Origin of the sequence: Streptomyces spiroverticillatus, assembly GCA_014650415.1 — a bacterium.
GTDB lineage: Bacteria > Actinomycetota > Actinomycetes > Streptomycetales > Streptomycetaceae > Streptomyces > Streptomyces spiroverticillatus.
In genome coordinates this window covers 97,403-118,061 of record BMUX01000015.1, presented here as the reverse complement: position 1 = coordinate 118,061, position 20,659 = coordinate 97,403, and the positions used below count along the sequence as shown (strand labels likewise).

Below are 20,659 nucleotides of genomic sequence, written 5' to 3'. Positions count from 1 at the left end.
GGTACGCACGTCACGGATGTTTCGAGAAATCTCATCCGTGACTGACGGGCCACTTGTGATGGAGCTGTGATTCCAGGCAGGTTTGACGGGGTGTTCATCCGTGCGGGTGGCAAGCAGCTGGACGGGTTGCCACTCAAAAGGAGGGTCATTCTCCAGATCAAACCGGCAATGGCTCGATGACACGCCGCTATGGCCCCTAGGATTCCCCCTATCACCTCACCGGTCTCATTCGACAGGAACCTCATGAGCGACACATCCGCCTCCCCCTACGGCTTCGAGCAGGTGCGGCGTGGTTACGACCGCGGTCAGGTGGACGACCGCATCGCCAAGCTGCTCGCCGACCGTGACAGCGCGCTTGCCCGGATCACCTCGCTGGAGAAGCGCATCGAGGAACTCCACCTCGAAACGCAGAACGCGCAGGCCCAGGTGAACGACGCCGAGCCGTCGTACGCCGGTCTCGGTGCCCGCGTCGAGAAGATCCTCCGTCTTGCCGAGGAGGAGGCGAAGGACCTGCGTGAGGAGGCCCGTCGCGCCGCCGAGCAGCACCGCGAGCTGGCCGAGTCGGCCGCCCAGCAGGTGCGCAACGACGCCGAGTCGTTCGCGGCCGAGCGCAAGGCGAAGGCCGAGGACGAGGGCGTCCGCATCGTCGAGAAGGCGAAGGGCGACTCCGCCCAGCTGCGCTCCGAGGCGCAGAAGGACGCGCAGTCCAAGCGCGAGGAGGCCGACGCGCTCTTCGAGGAGACCCGCGCCAAGGCCGCCCAGGCCGCCGCGGACTTCGAGACCAACCTCGCCAAGCGCCGCGAGCAGTCGGAGCGCGACCTGGCCTCGCGTCAGGCGAAGGCGGAGAAGCGTCTCGCGGAGATCGAGCACCGGGCGGAGCAGCTGCGCCTGGAGGCCGAGAAGCTGCGCACGGACGCCGAGCGCCGGGCCCGTCAGACGGTGGAGACGGCGCAGCGCCAGGCCGAGGACATCGTGGCCGACGCGAACGCCAAGGCCGACCGGATCCGCTCGGAATCCGAGCGCGAGCTGGCGGCGCTCACCAACCGCCGCGACTCGATCAACGCCCAGCTGACCAACGTCCGCGAGATGCTGGCGACGCTGACCGGTGCGGCCGTGGCCGCCGCCGGCGCCCCGGTGGACGACGAGCCGATCTCCCGCGGAGTCCCGGCCCAGCAGTCCCGCTAGTACCTTTACGCACCCCCCGTGGCCCCCCGCCCCACCTCCGGTGGCGGGGGGCTTCGCGCACCCTTAGCGTGGCCGCATGATTGAGGTAGCGGGGCTCTCCAAGCGCTACGGACAGAAGCTGGCCGTCGACGACCTCACCTTCCAGGTGCGCCCGGGCATCGTCACCGGCTTCCTGGGGCCCAACGGCGCGGGCAAGTCGACCACGATGCGCATGATGCTGGACCTGGACCGGCCCACGGCCGGCGCCGTCCGCATCGACGGAAAGCGCTACACGGACCTCAAGGACCCGCTGACGTACGTGGGGGCCCTGCTGGACGCCAAGGCGCTGCACGGCGGCAGGAGCGCGTACAACCACCTCCTGTGCCTGGCGCAGAGCAACGGCATCCCCGCCTCCCGGGTCGGCGAGGTGCTGGACACGGTCGGGCTGACCGCCGTCGCCAAGAAGCGCTCCAAGGGGTTCTCGCTCGGCATGGGCCAGCGGCTCGGCATCGCGGGCGCGCTGCTGGGCGACCCGCAGATCCTGATGTTCGACGAGCCGGTGAACGGACTGGACCCCGAGGGCATCCACTGGATCCGCAACCTGATGAAGTCCCTGGCCGCGCAGGGCCGCACCGTCTTCGTCTCCTCGCACCTGATGAGCGAGATGGCGCTGACCGCCGACCACCTGGTGGTCATCGGGCAGGGCCGGCTGCTCGCGGACACCTCGATGGCCGACTTCATCCGGACCAATTCACGGTCGTACGTACGGCTGCGCAGCCCGCAGCAGGAGCGGCTGCGGGACGTGCTGCACCAGGCCGGGATCACCGTGGTGACGGCCGGGAACGGCACGCTGGAGGTCGACGGGGTGGCCTCGGAGCAGCTCGGTGAGCTGGCGGCCCAGCATCAGCTCGTACTCCATGAGCTGAGCCCGCAGCAGGCTTCGCTGGAAGAGGCGTTCATGCAGCTCACGGCCGGGTCGGTGGAGTATCACGCGCATTCGGAACCTGCGTCCGGGCAAGGCTGGGGATCGACCGGAGGCGAGAACTGACATGGCGGTCGCTCAGGTATTGAACTCGGAATGGACCAAGATCAAATCCGTGCGTTCCACAGTGTGGACGCTGACCATGGCCTTTGTGTTCACGGTCGGGCTCGGATTTCTGATCAGTCTGCTGTCCAAGGACCAGTTCTCGAAGATGAACGCGAGGGAACTGCAGTTCATCGACCCGACGCTGACGAGTTTCGCGGGGACGGGTCTCGGCCAGCTCGCAATGATCGTTTTCGGTGTGCTGGTCGTCGGCAACGAATACAGCACCGGAATGATCCGCACCTCTCTCGCCGCGGTGCCCCGGCGCGGCGCATTCCTGTTCAGCAAGATCGGAATTGCCACGCTGCTGGCGTTCGCGGTGGCGCTGGTGACGAGCTTCGTGACGTTCTTCGTCGGGCAGGCGGCGCTCGGTCGGTTCAAGGCGTCGATCGGCGACCCGGGAGTGCTGCGGGCGGTGTTCGGCGGGGCGCTCTACATGACGCTGATCGCGGTCTTCGCGATGGGCGTGGCGACGATCCTGCGCTCGCCGATGCTGTCGCTGGGCATCCTGATGCCGATCTTCTTCCTGATCGCGCCGATCCTGGGCGGCGTGGAGGCCACCCGGAAGATCGCCCAGTACCTTCCCGACCAGGCCGGCACCAAGGTCATGCAGGTGGTGACGCCGGAGAACGACGTCGCGCCGTACGGACCGTGGGGCGGCTTCGGGATCATGGTGGCCTGGGCGGCGCTGGCGGTGCTGTGCGGGTGGCTGGTGCTGAAGAACCGCGACGCGTGAGCGGTGCACTCGGACGGGAGCGGTGCTCTCTCGTTGGCATGAGCAGTGCTCTCGCGGGGACGTGAGCAGTGCTCCCTCGTGGACGTGAGCGGTGCTCTCTCGCGTGAGCACCGCTCTCCCCCGCGCGTGACCCGAACCTCCCCGAACGACCGTTCTTGGCCGGAACCGGTCGCCGCTGGTTAAGCTCCTACTGCTTACGGGGGCAAAAAGGATCACCGCACATGACCAGGCGCGTGATCGTGGCCCCACGATCTGTCGATGGGGCTGGAGAATGATCGAGGCAGTCGGCCTGACGAAGCGCTACGGCGCCAAGACGGCCGTGTACAACCTTTCCTTCCAGGTGCGGCCGGGCACCGTGACCGGCTTCCTGGGGCCCAACGGCTCCGGCAAGTCCACCACCATGCGCATGATCCTCGGCCTCGACCGCCCCACAGCGGGCCATGTCACCATCGGCGGCCACGCCTTCCGCGACCTGCCCAACGCGCCCCGCCAGGTCGGCGCGCTGCTGGACGCCAAGGCCGTGCACGGCGGCCGCAGCGCCCGCAACCACCTGCTCTCCCTCGCCCAGCTCTCCGGCATCCCGGCGAGCCGGGTCGACGAGGTGCTGGGTGTCGTGGGACTCCAGGACGTCGCCAAGAACCGTTCCAAGGGCTTCTCGCTCGGCATGGGCCAGCGGCTCGGCATCGCCGCCGCCCTGCTCGGCGACCCGCAGGTGCTGCTCTTCGACGAGCCGGTCAACGGCCTCGACCCCGAGGGCATCCTGTGGGTGCGCAACCTGATGAAGATGCTGGCCTCCGAGGGCCGCACCGTCTTCGTCTCCTCGCACCTGATGAGCGAGATGGCGCTGACCGCCGAGCACCTCATCGTGATCGGCCGCGGGCAGCTCCTCGCCGACATGAGCGTCAAGGACTTCATCGCCGCCAACTCCGCCGGTTTCGCCCGGGTGCGCACCCCGCAGACCGACGCCGCCCAGCGGGAGAAGCTGTCGGCGGTGCTGACCGAGGCGGGCGGCCAGGTCCTGCCGGAGCAGGACGGCGCACTGCGCGTCACGGGCCTGGCCCTGCCGCGCATCTCCGACCTCGCGCACGAGGCGGACGTACGGCTGTGGGAACTGTCCCCGCACCAGGCCTCGCTGGAGGAGGCGTACATGCGGATGACGCAGACGGCGGTCGACTACCGCTCCACCGACGACCAGCTCGCGGGCTTCGCCGCGCAGCAGGGTCCCGGGGCACTGCTGCCGGACGCCGCGGCTCCCGTGCCGCAGCCCGTGCCGCAGCAGGGCTGGTACGCGCCCCCGCCGCCGCAGCCGGGCGTCCCGCACCCGGGAGTGCCGGGATCGGGGCCGGTGCCGGCAGACCAGAACCCGTACGCACAGCCGGTGCAGGCGCCCGTACAGGAAGCAGCGCCCACTCCCCCGAGCCTCAGCAAGAGCGACGACACCACCCCCGAGGACGCCCGATGACGACCCCCTCGACCCCGCAGGCGCAGTACGGCAGCGTCTCCGCGCCCGAACAGCAGTGGCAGGCGCAGACGGGTTACGTCTCCCCCGTGCCGCTGCGGCGGGCCACGCTCAAGGACGCACTCGCCTCGGAGTGGACGAAGATCCGCTCCGTGCGCTCCACCCTGTGGAACTTCGCCGTCATGCTCGCGCTGGTCCTCGGCATCGGCACGCTGATCGCTCTCGCGCTCTCCCGCCGCGACATGCCGCCGGGCGAGTCGGCGGTCGCGCTCGGCTTCGTCGGCGTACTGCTCGGCATCATGCCGGTGATGACGCTCGGCGTGATGACGATCTCCTCCGAGTACGGCACGGGCATGATCCGTACGACCCTGACCGCCTGCCCCAGCCGGGCGCGCGTGCTCGGGGCGAAGGCGATCGTCTTCGCGGCGCTCACCTTCGTGGTCACGCTGGTGGCCACCACGCTCGTCTCGGCCGTCCTGCTGTTCTCGCTCGGCGGGCGCACCACCGGTGCGCTGTGGGGCTGGGCGACGGTGGGCGTCAGTGCGTACGTCGCCCTGATCGGCCTCTTCGCGCTCGCGGTCGGCGCGCTGCTGCGGCACTCGGCGGGCGCGATCACGCTGATGATCGGCTTCGTACTGCTGCCGCTGGTGCTGGCGCTGTTCCTGGCCGCGTCGCCGATGCACGGCCTCCAGGACTTCCTGCTGGAGTACTCGATCCCCAGTCAGCTCGGCGTCTTCTACGGCACGTCGATGGTGCAGGGGGCGCCCGGCGGCTGGGAGGCGCTGGGCATCATGGGCGGCCTGACGGCGGTCTTCCTGGGGCTTGCGTTCTTCGTGCAGGACCGCCGCGACGTGTGACCCGGGCCCGGCTCAGTGCCGGGGGGCGTTCCTGGACCGCTGCACCTTCGTGGTGCGGCGGTCCTTCGCGTTCCAGCAGGCCTTGTGCCAGTGCCGGCGGTCGTCGACGCCGCCGTAGTCGGGCCAGGCCACCACGTGCGGGACGCCGGAGGGGATCTCCTGGTCGCAGCCGGGGCAGCGGTAGCGCTTGCCCTGTGCGCTTGCCCCGGCCACCTGGCGCACGAACCACTCCTCGCCCTGCCAGGTCTCGGTGCGCTGGAGTCCGTACCGGTCCGGCGAGCCACCGGCGCCTCCGCTGTTCGCGGTCGGATTCTCGCCGCCTCGGGGGCGGTTGCGGCGCGGGGACACGTAGCACCTCATGGGGCCGGACGGGCAGGTTTCCTCCAGCCTAGGCCCAATCGGCAGGGGTAGGCGTACCACTGAAGTGGGTACTCCGGTACTCCCGGCGCACAGGTAGCCGGAAAATCACAAGAACTTTGCGCGGGCCCGTGCCTTTGGCACTTGTCAGACGTTAATGCCAGTGGGGGATCGCCGATTCGGAGCCTGAAGGAGGCAGAGGGCGATGCACATTGGAGCTTTTGTACTGGCGGCCCAGTTCCCGGGTCAGGGTCAGGGGGAGACGCTGCACCGGGCCGTGCGGACGGCCGAGGTCGCGGAGGAGGCGGGGCTCGACTCGGTCTGGCTGGCCGAGCACCACTTCGTTCCGTACGGGGTGTGCCCGTCCGCCGTGACACTGGCCGCGCTGATGCTGGGCCGCACCCGGCGCATCCGGGTCGGCACGGCGGTGACCGTGCTGCCCACCGCGCACCCGGTCAACGTGGCGGAGCAGGCGGCCCTGTTGCACCTCACCTCGGGCGGCCGGTTCTCGCTCGGTCTGGGGCGCGGCGGGCCCTGGGTCGACCTGGAGGTCTTCGGCAGCGGGCTGAAGGCGTACGAGGAGGGCTTCCCGGAAGCCCTGGACCTGGTGCTGCGCTGGCTGCGCGAACCGAGGGTCGGGGCGGACGGGGAGCGCTACAAGTTCCGGGAGGTGGCCGTCGTACCGCGTCCGGACGAGCAGTTGGAGGGCGCGCCCGGACCCGAGGTCGTCGTCGCGTGCACGTCGCCGAAGAGCGTGAAGCTGGCCGCCGAGCGCGGACTGCCGATGCTGCTCGGCATGCACTGCGGGGACGAGGACAAGGCGGAGATGACCGCCCTGTGGCGGCGATGCGCCCGGGAGGCGGGCCGCAGCCCCGAGGAGATCGCGCTCGCCGGCCATGTCTCGGCGGGCGTCGCGCAGATCGCCGACAGCACGGCGGACGCGCAGGAGATCCTCACCAAGTCGATGCCGGGCTGGCTGAAACAGGGCCTCGACGCCCATGTCACGGTCGACGGGCGGGTGCGCGCGATGCGCGATCCGGTGGCGTACACCGAGAAGCTGTGCGGCCTGCACCCGGTGGGGACACCGCAGTTGGCGGCGGACCGGTTGGCGGCCACTTCGGAAAAGACCGGAATTACGCGTTTCGCGCTGCTGACCGAGGGCTCCGGCGACCTCGCCTGCACGGAGGAGAACATCCGGCGGCTGGGCGGTGAGGTGCGGGACCTGCTCGCATGAGGGGCCCGCTCGCGTGGGACGGCGGCGCGCCGGCGGCCGTGCACGCGGAGCGGATTCGTACCGGAGAACCGGAGGGCTGCCGCCCCTGGGTCAGTACACCTCCCGCGACACGGGAGCGGCAGCCTCACACGTCAGCAGTCCCGCAGTTCCGGCGATTGGTTGAGCAGCTGGCCGCGGATCGACGTGAAGCGGGCGAGCCGCTCGTCGACCGAGGAGTCCAGCGGGAACACCGCGACGCGGTGGCAGTTCTGGAATGCGAGACGTACTCCGAAGTGGCGTTCGAGCGATCCGCGGATCGCGTCACTCGCCAGGGCGCGCAGCAGCTGGCCACGCGCCTGCTCGTTGGGGGGCGGCGTCTGGTTGTCGGCGAACTCGCCGCCGTCGACCTTCAGCTGGGCCACCAGCGAGCTGATCATCTCCCACGCGAAAGGCAGGGAGGTCCGGACGCAGTCGACGAAGTCGGCTTCGTCGACCTCGCCTCGCTCGGCCTGTTCCAACAGTGCCGGTGAGACGTCGAGCGACATGGGTTCTCCTCTCGCGACCCCGCACCGAGACGGGGTCTTCCGGGCAGGGCAGGAGAGCGGCGACGCAGCGTGCACGCACGGCGACCTCCTGCTTCCACCGTAAGCGCGCCACCCTTACCGCGACAGGGGATTGCGCATACAACCGGCCACCCGGGGAAGCGCGTCCGCGCCCTGCGAACGGTGCCTTACAGGGCGAATCGCGCCCACCCCGTGTTGTCGAGTAGCGTTGCTCCCCATGCGTCTCGTCATCGCCCGTTGCTCCGTGGACTACGCGGGCAGGCTCACCGCCCATCTGCCCTCCGCCCCCCGTCTGATCCTGGTGAAGGCGGACGGCAGCGTCTCCATTCACGCGGACGACAGGGCGTACAAGCCGCTCAACTGGATGTCCCCGCCCTGCACGCTCAAGGAGGGCACCGGCGACGACGCCGGCGTCTGGACCGTGATCAACAAAGCGGGCGAGAAACTGATCATCACGATGGAGGAAGTCCTCCACGACTCGTCGTACGTCCTGGGCACCGACCCCGGTCTCATCAAGGACGGCGTGGAAGCACACCTTCAGGAGCTGCTCGCCGACCGCATCGAGACCCTCGGCGAGGGCTACACCCTCATCCGCCGCGAGTACATGACGGCGATCGGCCCGGTCGACATCCTGTGCCGGGACGCCGACGGCGCGACGGTCGCCGTCGAGCTGAAGCGGCGCGGCGACATCGACGGCGTCGAGCAGCTCACCCGCTACCTCGAACTCCTCAACCGCGACCCGCACCTGGCCCCGGTCACCGGCGTCTTCGCCGCCCAGGAGATCAAGCCGCAGGCCCGCGTGCTGGCCACCGACCGCGGCATCCGCTGCCTGGTCCTGGACTACGACGCGATGCGCGGCATCGAGGACGACAAGCTGCGGCTCTTCTGATCCCTTCCGTACTGCTTCCGTACGTGACTGTGGCGGCCCACCTGACAACAGGTGGGCCGCCACAGTCCTTTGTGCCGGTACGAGGACCTGGGCGACCGTGCCCAGGGACTGGGCCTGGGCGACCGTGCCCAGAGGCTGGGCCTAGGCGACCGTGCCCGAGGGCGAGGTCCCGCCGGACGACGCCGGCGGGGGCTTGTTGTCGGTCGGGGTCGCCGGGGGCTTGTCCGGCGTGGTCGGCGGGTCCGGGTCCGGCTTGGGTGTCGTCGGGTCCGGGTTCGTCGTGGTCGGCGGATCGGTCGGCGGCTTCGTCGGCGGATCGGTCGTCGGCGGCTTGGTCGGCGGGTCCGTCGTCGGAGGCTTCGTCGGCGGGTCCGTCGTCGGCGGCTTGGTCGGCGGATCGGTCGTCGGGGGCTTGGTCGGCGGCGGTGTGGTCTTGCCCGGCTTGTCGCCCGGCGTGCCGGTCTTGCCCGGGTCGGTGGTCGCGCCGGGGGTCTGCTTGCCCCGGCTGGTGGAGGCGGCGTCCGGGACGCCCGGGTCGGCGGCGCCCTTGTTGTTGCCGCCGCCCCCGCTGGAGCCGCTGCCCGAGGAGCCGTCGGCCTTGTCGGCGTCGAGGCCGCCCCGGCCGGAGTCCTCGTTGGCGGACTGCTGCGGGTTGACCCGGTCGCCGGGGCCCTGATTGTTGCCGGTGGCGCCCAGGGTGACCACGGTTCCGAGCACCGCGACCAGCAGCGCGCCCGCCCCAGCCGCGACCAGGTTGCGCCGGGCGCCGCTGAGCATGGACTGCCGGTTCGGCGCCGCGGAACCCGCGGCCGAGGGGCTGCGGCGGATGACCACGGGCCCGTGGGTGTCGGGGAGTTCGTCCGCGCCCATCGCGGCCGGGACCCCGGCGGGCGGGGAGGCGGACTCCTCGTACCGGGCGGCGGGCATCTCCTCGCCGGCCGAGGGGGTGCCGTAGCCGTCGTAGTCGGACTCGAAGGGGTTGTACGGGCTGTCGAAGGGCGACCGTGAAGCCGTGGCCGACACCGACCCGGGAGCCGGCAGCACCAGCGGCGGCAGCACCGCTCCCCCGCTGCGGTCGGTGACCAGCGCCAGGGCCCGCCGGGCGGCGACCGTGCCGCGCCGGTCGGAGAGCGCACCGCGCAGCCCCACCGAGGTCTCCAACTCGGCCCGCGCCCGGTCGAGTTGACCGGAGCAGAGCGCGAGGATGCCCAGCTCGTGGTGGAAGTACGCCTCCTCGGCGACCTCTCCGGCGATCCGGGACGCCTCCGCGCCGGTGCGCAGGGAGCGCTCCCAGGCGCCCCACTGCATGCCCGCCGCGAACGCGGGCGCCGCCGTACGGGCCAGCAGCACGGCGGCACTCGGGTGCCCCGACTCCGTACCCGGCACGAGAGCGGCGAGCGCGGCCAGCACGGCGTCCGACTCGGCGCTGATGCGCTCCGCCGTCACCGAGGGGTGCCCGGCCCACCAGGCGTAGTGCTGGGCGGCGGTCAGCGCGTGCTCGTGCCCGTCCTCGCCGTACCCGGCGTTCTCCAGCTGTACGGCGACCCCGGCGGCCAGCCGGTACGAGGACCCCGAGGGCGACAGCAGCCCGCACGCGAGCAGCTCGCCCAGCGCGGCGTCCGCGTGGGTGTCGCCGACGAGGGCGGGCAGGTGCGCCTGGTGCGGGACCTCGCCGCCGAGCGCCAGCGCGATGCGCAGCGTCGCCCGGGCGGACTCGCTGAGCCGGGCGGCCAGCGGCGCGACCGGGGCGATGCCCTCGGCGAGGGTGGGCAGCGGTACGTCGTGCCCGTCCTCGGCGTCGAAGGGCGCGTCCAGCGGCGCCTCGGTGAAGTAGCCGAACTCGTCGAAGGCGCCGGGGTCGGCGCGCAGGATGTCGCGCTGCCGCAGCAGCGCACCGGCCTGCACGAAGCGCAGCGGCAGCCCCTCCGACTCGAACCAGAGGTCGCCCGCCCAGTTGGCCTCCTCGTCGGTGAGCGGCCGGTTCACGGCGCGCTCCAGGAGTTCCAGCGAGGAGCCCCGGCCGAGCCCGCCGAGCAGCACCTCTTCGAGGTAGCCGGCCGGGATCCCGGTGGCGGTCTCGGGCGTCATGGCGACGAGGAACGCGCACTCGGGCGTGGCCCGCAGCAGTTCCTCCAGCCCTTCGGCGCCGAGCTCCAGGTCGTCGACGACCACGACCGCGCCGATCTCGTGGACGTGGCCGAGCAGTTCGTCCCGGTCGGGCCGGTGCAGCGGGGCCCGGAAGACGGCGGCGAACAGGTCCTGGAGCAGTTCGGCCGTGGAGCGCCGGTGCCCGGACAGCCGGACGACACCGTCCGGCGCGAGCTCCCGGCACTCCTCGGCGACGGCGTCGAGCAGTGCGGTGCGCCCGGATCCGGGCGAGCCGACGAGCCGTACGGAACGCCCGCGCGACAGCAGCCCCACCAGCCGCTCGCGCTCCTCCTGCCGCTCCAGGAGCGGCAGTTCGGGCACGGCGGGACCCGGCGGCACCGGCGGCATGGCCGCGCGCGCGAGTTCGGCGCGGTCGGCGGCCGGGCGGCGCACGGGAACGGCGGGCCGCTCGCCCGGCGGGCACGGCTCGATCTCGCTCCCGTCGACCGGGTTGACGGTCAGCAGGAAATCCCCGGACGTGAACTGGATGGTGCGGGCGAGCGAGTGCGCCCCGCCCTGAGCAAGATCCCGGGTCACCGGGTCGCGGTGCATCGGGTCGCGCTCGCGCGCGCCGCCCGAGGTGTCCCGTTCGTCGTGGTTGCGGTTGTTGTCCTGACCGTACTCTTCAGGTCCCCGGTTCATCGGGTCCATGGTCAAAGCCCCCCAGATGCGTTGCGTGCGTAACTGCCCCTCCCGGCCTTTCGCACGCTCGCTGTCGCTTCTGGTCCGGTGCCCGCCGACGTGGGTGCATCCATTGCGTGGGTTCGTCAAGCGGCAGGCGACCGAACCCTAGACCTTCGCACATTATCTACGAATGTCAGGGGCCTCGGGGGCCCCGGCACGTCACAGTCCTGTGAGGATTGCGGCGTCCCGACCGAGGAGCGAGACGGCTCAGACCCGCGGCAGCGAGTCCGCCGCGAGCCCGCCCTCGATCGCCAGGATCCGGTGCAGCCGGGTCGCCACGAGCAGCCGCTGCATCTGCGGCGGCACCCCGCGCAGCACCAGCCGCCGCCCGCACCGGCCGGCTCTGCGGTGAGCGCCCATGATGACGCCGAGTCCGGTGGCGTCCCAGGAGTCCAGCTCGGTCAGGTCGAGCACGAGATCGCCGGCGCCGTCGTCGACGGCCGAGTGCAGGACCGTACGGGCGTCCGCCGCGCTGCGGACGTCGAGGCGGCCCCCGACGACCAGCTCGACGTGATCGCCCCTGATGTGCATGTGCGCTCCCCGAGAGTGCGTGTCCGTGACGCCGTGACGTCTACGTCGTCATCTTTTTTCTTTCCATCAACTGACTGCTGTACGGGCAGAGAAGTTGCCGTCTGTAAGCGAATCGATACCGAATTCACCCTCAGGGGTGAACACCGTGACCGGTATGGCACGGTTCCGCTCCCGCACCGGCTCAGTGCTTGTAGAAGCCCTGGCCGCTCTTGCGCCCGATGTCGCCGGCGTCGACCATGCGGCGCATCAGCTCCGGCGGGGCGAACTTCTCGTCCTGCGACTCGGTGTAGATGTTGCCGGTGGCGTGCAGCAGGATGTCGACGCCGGTGAGGTCGGCGGTGGCGAGCGGGCCCATCGCGTGGCCGAAGCCCAGCTTGCAGGCGAGGTCGATGTCCTCGGCGCTGGCGACGCCCGACTCGTACAGCTTGGCGGCCTCGACGACGAGCGCCGAGATCAGACGGGTCGTCACGAACCCGGCCACGTCCCGGTTGACGACGATGCAGGTCTTGCCGACCGACTCCGCGAACTCCCGCGTCTTCGCGAGGGTCTCGTCGCTGGTCTTGTAGCCGCGCACCAGCTCGCAGAGCTGCATCATCGGGACCGGCGAGAAGAAGTGCGCGCCGACGACCCGCTCCGGACGCTCCGTCACGGCCGCGATCTTGGTGATCGGGATGGCGGAGGTGTTGGAGGCCAGCACGGTGTCCTCGCGGACGAGCTTGTCGAGCGTGCGGAAGATCTCGTGCTTGATCTCCAGCTTCTCGAACACGGCCTCGACGACGATGTCGACGTCGGCGACCGCGTCCAGGTCGGTGGTCGTCGTGATCCGCCCGAGGGCCGCCTCGGCGTCCTCCGCCGAGAGCTTGCCCTTGCTGACGAACTTGTCGTACGAGGCCTTGATGCCGTCCGTGCCACGGGTCAGGGCCGCGTCCGTCACGTCGCGCAGGACCACCTCCCAGCCAGCCTGGGCCGAGACCTGGGCGATGCCCGATCCCATGAGACCGGCACCGATGACGGCGAGCTTCCTGGCCACTGCACACTCCCTCTTAACCACCGCGGGCTACTGCTGATTCGTTGTCCTGAGGCGGAGGCTATCGCCGGATCGGGCCGCTGGGGCGGCGAAGAGATGCGCGTCACGTCCCACATGGCGGACATCACACTGGTACGGACCGGCTCGCGCGGTCGGAAGCGTCAGGCGTCGCCCCGCACGGCGTAGTTGAGCACTCCCTCGCTCAACAGCCCCTCCATGTCGTCCAAGAGGACCAGTGCCTCCCGCGACACCTCGGCCGGCGCACGCCCCTTCACCATCTCCCGCCCGATCCACGCCATCAGCGTCGAGTGGACCCAGCAGATCTGCCCGGCGACCAGTTCGGGCATGTCGTCGCCGTCCTCCGCGCCCGTCTCCTCGCCCAGCGCCTGCCGGAGGTTCGCCTGCGACTCCTGCTGGATGTACCAGAGCCGGGAGCGCAGGGTGTGGGCGCCGTGCACGACCGTCATGAAGCGGTCGTACCCCTCCATGAGCCCGAGCCGCGGCGAGACCGCCTCGACCTCGGCGCGCAGCTCGCGCAGGACGGCCGCGGCTGCGGACTCGCCGCCGTCCCGCCCCCGGACGTACCGGGCGAGACGGTCGACGACCCCCTCGCTCCGGTCGAAGAACAGGTCCTCCTTGGCCGGGAAGTAGTTGTAGACGGTGTTGACCGAGACGTCGCTGGCGGCGGCGATCTCGGCGATCGTCACCGCGTCGAAGCCCTTCTCCAGGAACAGCCCGGTGGCCACGTCGGAGATGTACTGCCTGGTCTGCCGCTTCTTGCGCTCTCTCAGTCCCTCAGCCATGCGGTCATCGTACGCAAGCTTCTTGACCTCACTGAAAACTTGCGTGCGCTTAAATTTTGGAGTGATTGCAAAATTGGGTCGGCTCTGTTTTTCTGGTGCCATGACAGCGAACGAAGCCCCACCGGCGATCGTCAGCACCACGGGCCTCAGCCGTACCTTCACCACCAAGGCGGGCCCGGTCGAAGCGGTCCGCGGCATCGACCTGACCGTCCGCCGCGGCGAGATCCTCGGCTTCCTGGGCCCCAACGGCGCTGGCAAGACCACCACCCTGCGGATGCTCACCACGCTCCTCGCCCCGACCGGCGGCACGGCCACGGTCGCGGGCTGCGACCTGCTCGCCGACCCCACGGGCGTACGGCAGAAGATCGGTTACGTCGCCCAGTCCGGCGGTGTCGACCCACACATCCCGGTCCGCGAGGAACTGGTCACCCAGGGCCGCCTCTACCGCCTCACCAAGCCCCAAGCGGTCGCCCGCGCAGAGGAGTTGGCCCACGACCTGGAGCTGACCCCCTTCCTGGACCGCAACTGCTCCGCCCTCTCCGGCGGCCAGCGACGCCGTCTGGACCTCGCGATGGGCCTCACCCACCGCCCGGAGGTCCTCTTCCTGGACGAGCCGACGACCGGCCTCGACCCGGCCGGCCGCAGTGACCTGTGGACCCTGATCCGCCGCCTGCGCGAGACCTACGGGACGACCGTCGTCCTGACCACCCACTACCTCGACGAGGCCGACGCGCTCTCCGACCGGCTGGTGGTCATCGACCGGGGCCGGGTCGTCGCCGACGACACCCCGCACGCGCTCAAGGTCCGCCACGCGGGCTCGCCCGACGCCTCCCTCCAGGACACCTTCCTGGCCATCACCGGACGCGCCGCCCCGGCGCCGAAGGACAACACACCCGTAGCGGTCTAGCGATCCGGGAGTTCACTCCGATGTCAGCCGTCCTCACCGACACCTCCCTCGTCCTCGGCCGCTACCTGCGGCAGACGATGCGCTCGAAGTTCCAGATCTACTTCGGCGTCCTCATGCCCCTCCTCTACCTCCTCTTCTTCGGCCCCCTCCTCACCGACCTCCCGCTCTCCCCCAAGGGCGACTCCTGGCAGGTCCTGGTGCCCGGCCTGCTCCTCCAACTCGGCCTGTTCGGCGCCTCGTTCGCCGGATTCGCGCTCATCCTGGACAAGGGCACAGGAGTCGTCGAACGCATGCGGGTCACCCCCGTCAGCCGCCTCGCGCTGCTCCTGGGCCGGGTGCTGCGGGACGCCGTCCTCTTCGTCTTCCAGGCCATCCTGCTGGTCCTGGCGGCCCTCCTGATGGGCCTGCGCGCGCCGCTCGCGGGGGTGCTGATCGGCTTCGCCTTCGTGGCGGTCCTCACGGTCGCCCTCGCGTCCCTCTCGTACCTCCTGGCGATGAAGGTCTCGACGCCGCAGGGCTTCGGCCCGGTGGTGAACGCGGTCTCGATGCCGGCGATCCTGCTCTCGGGCCTGATGCTGCCGATGGCGCTCGCCCCGACCTGGCTGGACGTCCTGTCGCACTTCATGCCGTTCCGCTACCTGGTGGACGCGGTGCGGTCGGCGTACGTCGGCGAGTACGCGAACACGACCATGCTGTACGGAGTCCTGGTCGCCGTCGCCTTCACCGGCCTGGCGGTGTACGCGGGCACCCGGGAGTTCCGCCGGGCGGGCGCGTGATGGCTACCCTCGGGGCATGGTCAATCTGACGCGCATCTACACCCGTACCGGCGACAAGGGCACCACGGCGCTGGGCGACATGAGCCGTACCGCGAAGACGGATCTGCGGATCTCGGCGTACGCGGACGCCAACGAGGCGAACGCGGTGATCGGGACGGCGATCGCCCTGGGCAACCTGGACGAGGACGTGGTCAAGGTCCTCACCCGCATCCAGAACGACCTCTTCGACGTGGGCGCCGACCTCTCCACCCCGGTCGTCCCGGACCCGGAGTACCCGCCCCTGCGCGTGGAACAGTCCTACATCGACAAGCTCGAAGCCGACTGCGACACCTACCTCGCAGACCTGGAGAAGCTCCGCTCCTTCATCCTCCCGGCCGGAACACCGGGCGCGGCCCTCCTCCACCAGGCCTGCACGGTGGTCCGCCGCGCCGAGCGCTCCACCTGGGCGGCCTTCGAGGTCCACGGCGACACGATGAACCCCCTCACCGCCACCTACCTCAACCGCCTCTCCGACCTCCTCTTCATCCTGGCCAGGACGGCGAACAAGTCGGTCGGCGACGTCCTGTGGGTCCCGGGCGGCGAACGCTGACACCGGGCCCACGGGACGGGGCCGGGGGCATCACCGCTCGGTGAGGGCCCCCGGCCGCTCCACCACCACTGCCTCCGCCGGCTCCTTCTTCGGGAACAGCGTGTAGCTGGCCGCGATGATCAGGCAGATCACCGTGACGATCCCCATCCGCACCTGCCACTCGCGCAGGGAGGAGACATCGCCGGAAGCGCCCACCATCCACACCGCACCCTGCAACAGCCCCGCCGCGATCGCGCAGGCCAGAATCCACCGCCCCGCCGACTGCCACTCGTGCTTGGCCCGCGCCCACCCGTACTTCGGCGGCTTCACCGGCGCCGGACCACCCGCGTACCGGTGCGCGAACCGCACGTCCAGCCAGCGGAGCGTGCGGTGCGCCATCACCACGGTGAAGCCGATGTAGACCGCCGCCAGCCCGTGCTTCCAGTCCGGCCGGGCCCCGTTGCGCAGGTCGAGCACGGTGACGACGAGCAGCACGACCTCCAGCAGCGGCTCGCACAACAGCACCGCCGTTCCCAGCCTCGGCATCTTCGCCAGGTACCGCAGTGCGAGACCCGCCAACAGCAGCACCCAGAAAGCAACTTCACACGCAACGACCAGCGCGACGATCACGACCGCAACTCCTCCCGTACGCACTCCCCCGAGCGCACCCCCCATGATCACCCGCGCTCCCCCGCCTGTACATCGTCACCAGTGACGAACCCGCACTGCATCCTTCGATGTACCCTCCCTTCCGCCCCCGCGAGGAGGACGCGCGCCCGCACGCCGTGTTGGATGGGGACGTGCCCCGCTCCTTCCGCCTCCCCGCCTTCAGCCCGCACCGCGACGACATCCTGCTCGCGGTGTGCAGCTGGCTGGGCGGTCTGCTGCTGTGGGCCCTGGGCCTGCACAACCAGGGCAACCGCCTCCTGCTGCCCGGCTGGGTGACCCTGGTCCCGCTGACCCTGCTCGCCGCACTCGAGCTGGTCCGCCGGACCTCCCCGCAGCTCGCGCTCACCCTCGGCACGCTGGGGGTGGCCGCCGACCAGTTCACCCAGGGCAATCTCGCCACCGTGCTGATCTTCGCGGACCTGGCGTACGCGGCCGTCGTCTACGGCACGCCTGCCGCGGCCCGGCGCATCCCGATCGTCACGGGGATGGTCACGCTGGCGGCCACCATCGGCTTCCTGGCCTGGTTCCGGCAGCCGCAGGCCCTGCTGTTCGGCCTGATCGTCGGCGCGGTCAGCTTCGCCCCCGCCCTGACCGGCGTCACCCTGCGCAACCACCGCCAGGCCGCCGAGACCGCCCGGCTGCACGCCGAACAGACGGCCCTGCTCGCGGAGATCGACCACGACCAGGCCGTCCACGCGGAACGCTCCCGGATGGCCCGGGAGTTGCACGACATGGTCGCCAACCACCTCTCCGCCATCGCGATCCACTCCACCGCCGCGCTCTCCATAGACACCCCCGAGGCCTCCTCCCGCGCCCTCGCCGTGATCCGCGAGAACAGCGTCCAGGGCCTGGCCGAAATGCGCCGTCTGATCGGGCTGCTCCGGCAGAACGACGACAGCGAGGAGCCTTCGGCCGCGCCCACCCTGGACGGCCTGGACGCCCTGGTCGAGCAGTCGAGGGCGTTCGCCGTCGACACCGGTCTGACCTTCGCCCTCGACGACGCCCGCCCGCCGGGGCTGCGGCTGCCGACGCCGGTCGAGCTGGCGGCGTACCGGATCGTCCAGGAGTCCTTGACCAACGCCCTCAAGCACGCCTCCGCGGGCCCGGTCACCGTCGCGCTCGCGCACGCGGACGACACCCTGACCGTCACCGTGACCAGCCCGTACGACGGCGACCGCCCGGGACCGCGCGCGCCCGGTTCCGGGGCGGGCCTGGTGGGCATGGAGGAGCGGGTGACGCTTCTGGAGGGCGTGCTCGAAGCGGGCCCCGTCCCCCGCCCGGACGGCACCAAGACCTGGCAGGTGCGGGCCGAGCTGCCCGCCGAGGACAACAGCAAGGAGCTGCCCGAATGAACACGGACCCGCAGAGGGACACCGCCGTGCGGGTATTGGTCGCAGAGGACCAGTCGGCGGTACGGGCGGGGCTCGTCCTCATCCTGGGCAGCGCCCCGGACATCGAGGTCGTCGGCGAGGCCGCGGACGGCGAGGAGGCGGTGCGCCTGGCCGAAGAACTCCGTCCCGACCTGGTCCTGATGGACGTCCAGATGCCCCGGCTCGACGGGGTGTCGGCGACCCGGCAGGTCGTCGAGGGCGGTTTCGCCGACGTGCTCGTGCTGACGACCTTCGATCTCGACGCGTACGTCTTCGGGGCGCTGCGGGCCGGTGCTGCGGGCTTCCTGCTGAAGAACACCGAGGCCAAGGACCTGCTCGAAGCGGTACGGACCGTGGCGCGCGGCGAGGGCCTGATCGCGCCGGCCGTGACCCGCCGGCTGATCGCGGAGTTCGCCGCCCCCGGCCCGGCGCGGCAGAAGGACGCCCCCGACCTGTCCGTGCTGGACCCGCTGACCCGGCGCGAACGCGAGGTGCTGGCGCGGCTCGGCGAGGGTCTGTCCAACGCGGAGATCGCGGTGCGGCTCGACATGGCGGAGGCCACCGTCAAGACGCATGTCAGCCGACTTCTGGGCAAGCTCGGACTGCGCAGCCGGGTCCAAGCGGCAGTCCTGGCACAGGAGTTGGGGCTCCCGTAGCGCACCCTCCGACACAGCGGCCGGGACTCCCTTAGCACGGCAGTGGACCCAGAACGGAGAGTTCCCCTTCTCTGGTCCAGACCTCTTGACGATTGGTCCAGACCTTGGCACGCTCGCCGCACTGTGTGGTGAGCACGCCAAGCTCCGCCTCCCCTTCTCCATCCGGGGCTCGGCGTGCTCACCGGGCGGCGCAGGTCCCACCCCCCGTCATGTCGGACCTCTCTCGGGAGCAACCCTTGAGTACAGCAACCCCCACACGACCCCGCTACAGAACACGGATAGCGGCCACACTCACCGCACTCGCCCTCCCCCTCGCCGCACTGACCGCCCTGGCCTCCCCCGCACAGGCGGCCCCCGCGGAGGCCGCCCCGTCGGCCACGGCGACGTACACGAAGAAGTCGGACTGGGGCACGGGCTTCGAGGGCTCGTGGACCGTCAAGAACACCGGCACCACCACCCTGTCCTCCTGGACCGTGGAGTGGGACTTCCCCACCGGGACCAAGGCGGGCTCCGCCTGGGACGCCACGCTCACGTCCTCCGGCAACCACTACACGGCCAAGAACCTCTCCTGGAACGGCACGCTCTCCCCGGGCGCCTCCGTGACCTTCGGCTTCAACGGCACCGGCGCCGGCAACCCGTCGGGCTGCAAGCTCAACGGCGGTTCCTGCGACGGCGGTTCACAGCCCGGGGACACCGCCCCGACCGCCCCCGGCACCCCGGTCGCCAGCGACATCAAGGACACCTCCGCCAAGCTGACCTGGACGGCGGCCACCGACGACAAGGGCGTCAAGAACTACGACGTCCTGCGCGACGGCAAGGCGGTAGCCACCGTCACGGGCCTGACGTACACCGACAACGCCCTCACCAAGGGCACGAGTTACTCGTACGCGATCCAGGCCCGCGACACCGCCGACCAGACCGGACCGGCGAGCGGTTCCGTCACGGTGAAGACCACCGGCGACAGCGGCCCCGGCCCGCAGCCCGGTGACCAGGTCAAGCTGGGCTACTTCGCCAACTGGGGCGTCTACGGCCGCAATTACCACGTCAAGAACCTGGTGACGTCCGGCTCCGCCGCGAAGATCACGCACATCAACTACGCCTTCGGCAACGTCCAGGGCGGCAAGTGCACCATCGGCGACTCCTTCGCCGACTACGACAAGGCGTACACCGCCGACCAGTCCGTCGACGGCGTCGCCGACACCTGGGACCAGCCCCTGCGCGGCAGCTTCAACCAGCTCCGCAAGCTGAAGGCCAAGTACCCGCACATCAAGGTGATCTGGTCGTTCGGCGGCTGGACCTGGTCCGGCGGCTTCGGCCAGGCGGCGCAGAACCCGGCCGCGTTCGCCGACTCCTGCTACAAGCTGGTCGAGGACCCGCGCTGGGCCGATGTCTTCGACGGCATCGACATCGACTGGGAGTACCCGAACGCCTGCGGTCTGACCTGCGACTCCTCGGGCCCGGCCGCCCTCGGCAACCTGGCCTCCGCGCTCCGCACGAAGTTCGGTGCGAACAACCTGGTCACCGCGGCCATCTCCGCCGACGGCTCGGACGGCGGCAAGCTGGACCTCGCGGACTACGGCACCGCCGCCAAGTCCTTCGACTGGTACAACGTGATGACGTACGACTTCTTCGGCGCCTGGGACGCGAAGGGCCCGACCGCCCCGCACTCCCCGCTGACCTCGTACGCCGGCATCCCGAAGGCGGGCTTCAACTCCGCCGACGCCATCGCCAAGCTCAAGGCCAAGGGCGTCCCCGCCAAGAAGCTGCTGCTCGGCATCGGCTTCTACGGCCGCGGCTGGACCGGCGTCACCCAGAAGGAGCCGGGCGGCACCGCCACGGGTCCGGCCGCCGGAACGTACGAGCAGGGCATCGAGGACTACAAGGTCCTCAAGAACAGCTGCCCCTCGAACGGCACCGTCGCCGGCACCGCCTACGCGCACTGCGGCACCAACTGGTGGAGCTACGACACCCCGGCCACCATCCAGTCCAAGATGGCCTGGTCCAAGGGCCAGGGCCTGGGCGGCGCCTTCTTCTGGGAGTTCAGCGGTGACACCGCCAACGGCGAGCTGGTCTCGGCGATCGACTCCGGCCTGAAGTAGCCCCGCAGGGCACGGCTCAGACGTACGACGAAGAACTCCCCCCATGGGAAAAGCCGGGGGAGACGGGTCCGCTCCCCGTCTCCCCCGGCTTTCGTCCGT

20 protein-coding genes are annotated in these 20,659 nt (G+C 70.6%); 13 read left to right on the top strand and 7 right to left on the bottom strand.

From position 1 onward, the window contains the following. Positions 1 to 243 precede the first annotated feature (243 nt). The 5 genes from IE269_RS31850 to IE269_RS31830 all read left to right on the top strand — a co-directional run bounded on the left by IE269_RS31850 (position 244) and on the right by IE269_RS31830 (position 5,300). Positions 244 to 1,185 (top strand): coiled-coil domain-containing protein, encoded by a 942-nt coding sequence (locus IE269_RS31850; RefSeq protein ID WP_189826712.1) that lies wholly within the window; start codon positions 244 to 246, stop codon positions 1,183 to 1,185. 76 nt (positions 1,186 to 1,261) lie between these two features. Next, positions 1,262 to 2,212 (top strand): ATP-binding cassette domain-containing protein, encoded by a 951-nt coding sequence (locus IE269_RS31845; protein ID WP_189826711.1) that lies wholly within the window; start codon positions 1,262 to 1,264, stop codon positions 2,210 to 2,212. 1 nt (position 2,213) lies between these two features. Next, positions 2,214 to 2,984: an ABC transporter permease gene (locus IE269_RS31840; protein ID WP_189826710.1), complete on the top strand. Its 771-nt coding sequence runs from the start codon at positions 2,214 to 2,216 to the stop codon at positions 2,982 to 2,984. Between the two features lie 271 nt (positions 2,985 to 3,255). Then, positions 3,256 to 4,446, top strand: coding sequence for an ABC transporter ATP-binding protein (locus tag IE269_RS31835; protein WP_189826709.1), 1,191 nt, complete (start codon positions 3,256 to 3,258; stop codon positions 4,444 to 4,446). Then, positions 4,443 to 5,300 (top strand): ABC transporter permease subunit, encoded by an 858-nt coding sequence (locus IE269_RS31830; RefSeq protein WP_189826708.1) that lies wholly within the window; start codon positions 4,443 to 4,445, stop codon positions 5,298 to 5,300. The genes IE269_RS31835 and IE269_RS31830 overlap by 4 nt, the downstream gene beginning before the upstream one ends. 12 nt (positions 5,301 to 5,312) lie before the next feature. Here the strand turns inward: IE269_RS31830 and IE269_RS31825 are convergent, their stop codons facing one another. Then, positions 5,313 to 5,648, bottom strand: a complete 336-nt coding sequence (locus tag IE269_RS31825; RefSeq protein WP_189826707.1) for an ATP/GTP-binding protein — start codon at positions 5,646 to 5,648, stop codon at positions 5,313 to 5,315. Between the two features lie 214 nt (positions 5,649 to 5,862). Here IE269_RS31825 and IE269_RS31820 point away from each other — a divergent pair, with 214 nt between their 5' ends. Then, positions 5,863 to 6,891, top strand: a complete 1,029-nt coding sequence (locus IE269_RS31820) for an LLM class flavin-dependent oxidoreductase (protein ID WP_189826706.1) — start codon at positions 5,863 to 5,865, stop codon at positions 6,889 to 6,891. Positions 6,892 to 7,022: 131 nt separating this feature from the next. Here IE269_RS31820 and IE269_RS31815 read toward each other — a convergent pair whose 3' ends face one another. After that, positions 7,023 to 7,415 carry an SCO5389 family protein gene (locus tag IE269_RS31815; protein ID WP_189826705.1) on the bottom strand — a complete coding sequence of 131 codons (393 nt, stop codon included), beginning with the start codon at positions 7,413 to 7,415 and terminating at the stop codon, positions 7,023 to 7,025. A gap of 235 nt (positions 7,416 to 7,650) precedes the next feature. On the opposite strand from IE269_RS31815, the gene nucS reads away from it, so the two are divergent. After that, complete coding sequence (gene nucS / locus IE269_RS31810; protein ID WP_189826704.1) at positions 7,651 to 8,322, top strand: endonuclease NucS; 672 nt, start codon at positions 7,651 to 7,653, stop codon at positions 8,320 to 8,322. A 141-nt stretch (positions 8,323 to 8,463) separates the two neighbouring features. Here nucS and IE269_RS31805 read toward each other — a convergent pair whose 3' ends face one another. From IE269_RS31805 to IE269_RS31790, 4 genes are all read right to left on the bottom strand, one after another. Continuing rightward, positions 8,464 to 11,121, bottom strand: coding sequence for an ATP-binding protein (locus IE269_RS31805; RefSeq protein ID WP_189826703.1), 2,658 nt, complete (start codon positions 11,119 to 11,121; stop codon positions 8,464 to 8,466). A gap of 240 nt (positions 11,122 to 11,361) precedes the next feature. After that, positions 11,362 to 11,685 carry an STAS domain-containing protein gene (locus IE269_RS31800; protein WP_189826702.1) on the bottom strand — a complete coding sequence of 108 codons (324 nt, stop codon included), beginning with the start codon at positions 11,683 to 11,685 and terminating at the stop codon, positions 11,362 to 11,364. 181 nt (positions 11,686 to 11,866) lie between these two features. Next, positions 11,867 to 12,715 carry a 3-hydroxyacyl-CoA dehydrogenase family protein gene (locus IE269_RS31795; RefSeq protein ID WP_189826701.1) on the bottom strand — a complete coding sequence of 283 codons (849 nt, stop codon included), beginning with the start codon at positions 12,713 to 12,715 and terminating at the stop codon, positions 11,867 to 11,869. A gap of 158 nt (positions 12,716 to 12,873) precedes the next feature. Next, a complete protein-coding gene (locus tag IE269_RS31790) occupies positions 12,874 to 13,515 on the bottom strand; it encodes a TetR/AcrR family transcriptional regulator (protein ID WP_189826700.1) in 642 nt (213 codons plus the stop codon). A 100-nt stretch (positions 13,516 to 13,615) separates the two neighbouring features. Between IE269_RS31790 and IE269_RS31785 the strand changes: the two genes are divergently transcribed. Genes IE269_RS31785 through IE269_RS31775 form a run of 3 tightly spaced genes read left to right on the top strand, consistent with a single transcriptional unit; the run spans position 13,616 to position 15,787 of the window. Continuing rightward, the gene (locus tag IE269_RS31785; protein ID WP_189826699.1) at positions 13,616 to 14,422 is read left to right on the top strand and encodes an ABC transporter ATP-binding protein; all 807 of its coding nucleotides are present in this window, start codon (positions 13,616 to 13,618) and stop codon (positions 14,420 to 14,422) included. Positions 14,423 to 14,442: 20 nt separating this feature from the next. Continuing rightward, positions 14,443 to 15,198, top strand: a complete 756-nt coding sequence (locus IE269_RS31780) for an ABC transporter permease (RefSeq protein WP_189826698.1) — start codon at positions 14,443 to 14,445, stop codon at positions 15,196 to 15,198. 16 nt (positions 15,199 to 15,214) lie between these two features. Then, positions 15,215 to 15,787, top strand: coding sequence for a cob(I)yrinic acid a,c-diamide adenosyltransferase (locus IE269_RS31775; protein WP_189826697.1), 573 nt, complete (start codon positions 15,215 to 15,217; stop codon positions 15,785 to 15,787). A 30-nt stretch (positions 15,788 to 15,817) separates the two neighbouring features. Here the strand turns inward: IE269_RS31775 and IE269_RS31770 are convergent, their stop codons facing one another. Beyond that, positions 15,818 to 16,396 carry a hypothetical protein gene (locus tag IE269_RS31770; RefSeq protein ID WP_189826696.1) on the bottom strand — a complete coding sequence of 193 codons (579 nt, stop codon included), beginning with the start codon at positions 16,394 to 16,396 and terminating at the stop codon, positions 15,818 to 15,820. Positions 16,397 to 16,566: 170 nt separating this feature from the next. On the opposite strand from IE269_RS31770, the gene IE269_RS31765 reads away from it, so the two are divergent. From IE269_RS31765 to IE269_RS31755, 3 genes are all read left to right on the top strand, one after another. Continuing rightward, positions 16,567 to 17,787: a sensor histidine kinase gene (locus tag IE269_RS31765; RefSeq protein ID WP_308436994.1), complete on the top strand. Its 1,221-nt coding sequence runs from the start codon at positions 16,567 to 16,569 to the stop codon at positions 17,785 to 17,787. Further along, positions 17,784 to 18,461 (top strand): response regulator, encoded by a 678-nt coding sequence (locus IE269_RS31760; RefSeq protein ID WP_189826694.1) that lies wholly within the window; start codon positions 17,784 to 17,786, stop codon positions 18,459 to 18,461. The genes IE269_RS31765 and IE269_RS31760 overlap by 4 nt, the downstream gene beginning before the upstream one ends. Positions 18,462 to 18,670: 209 nt before the next feature. After that, entirely contained in the window at positions 18,671 to 20,560 is a 1,890-nt protein-coding gene (locus IE269_RS31755) for a glycosyl hydrolase family 18 protein (RefSeq protein ID WP_189826693.1), read from the top strand. Positions 20,561 to 20,659: the final 99 nt, after the last annotated feature.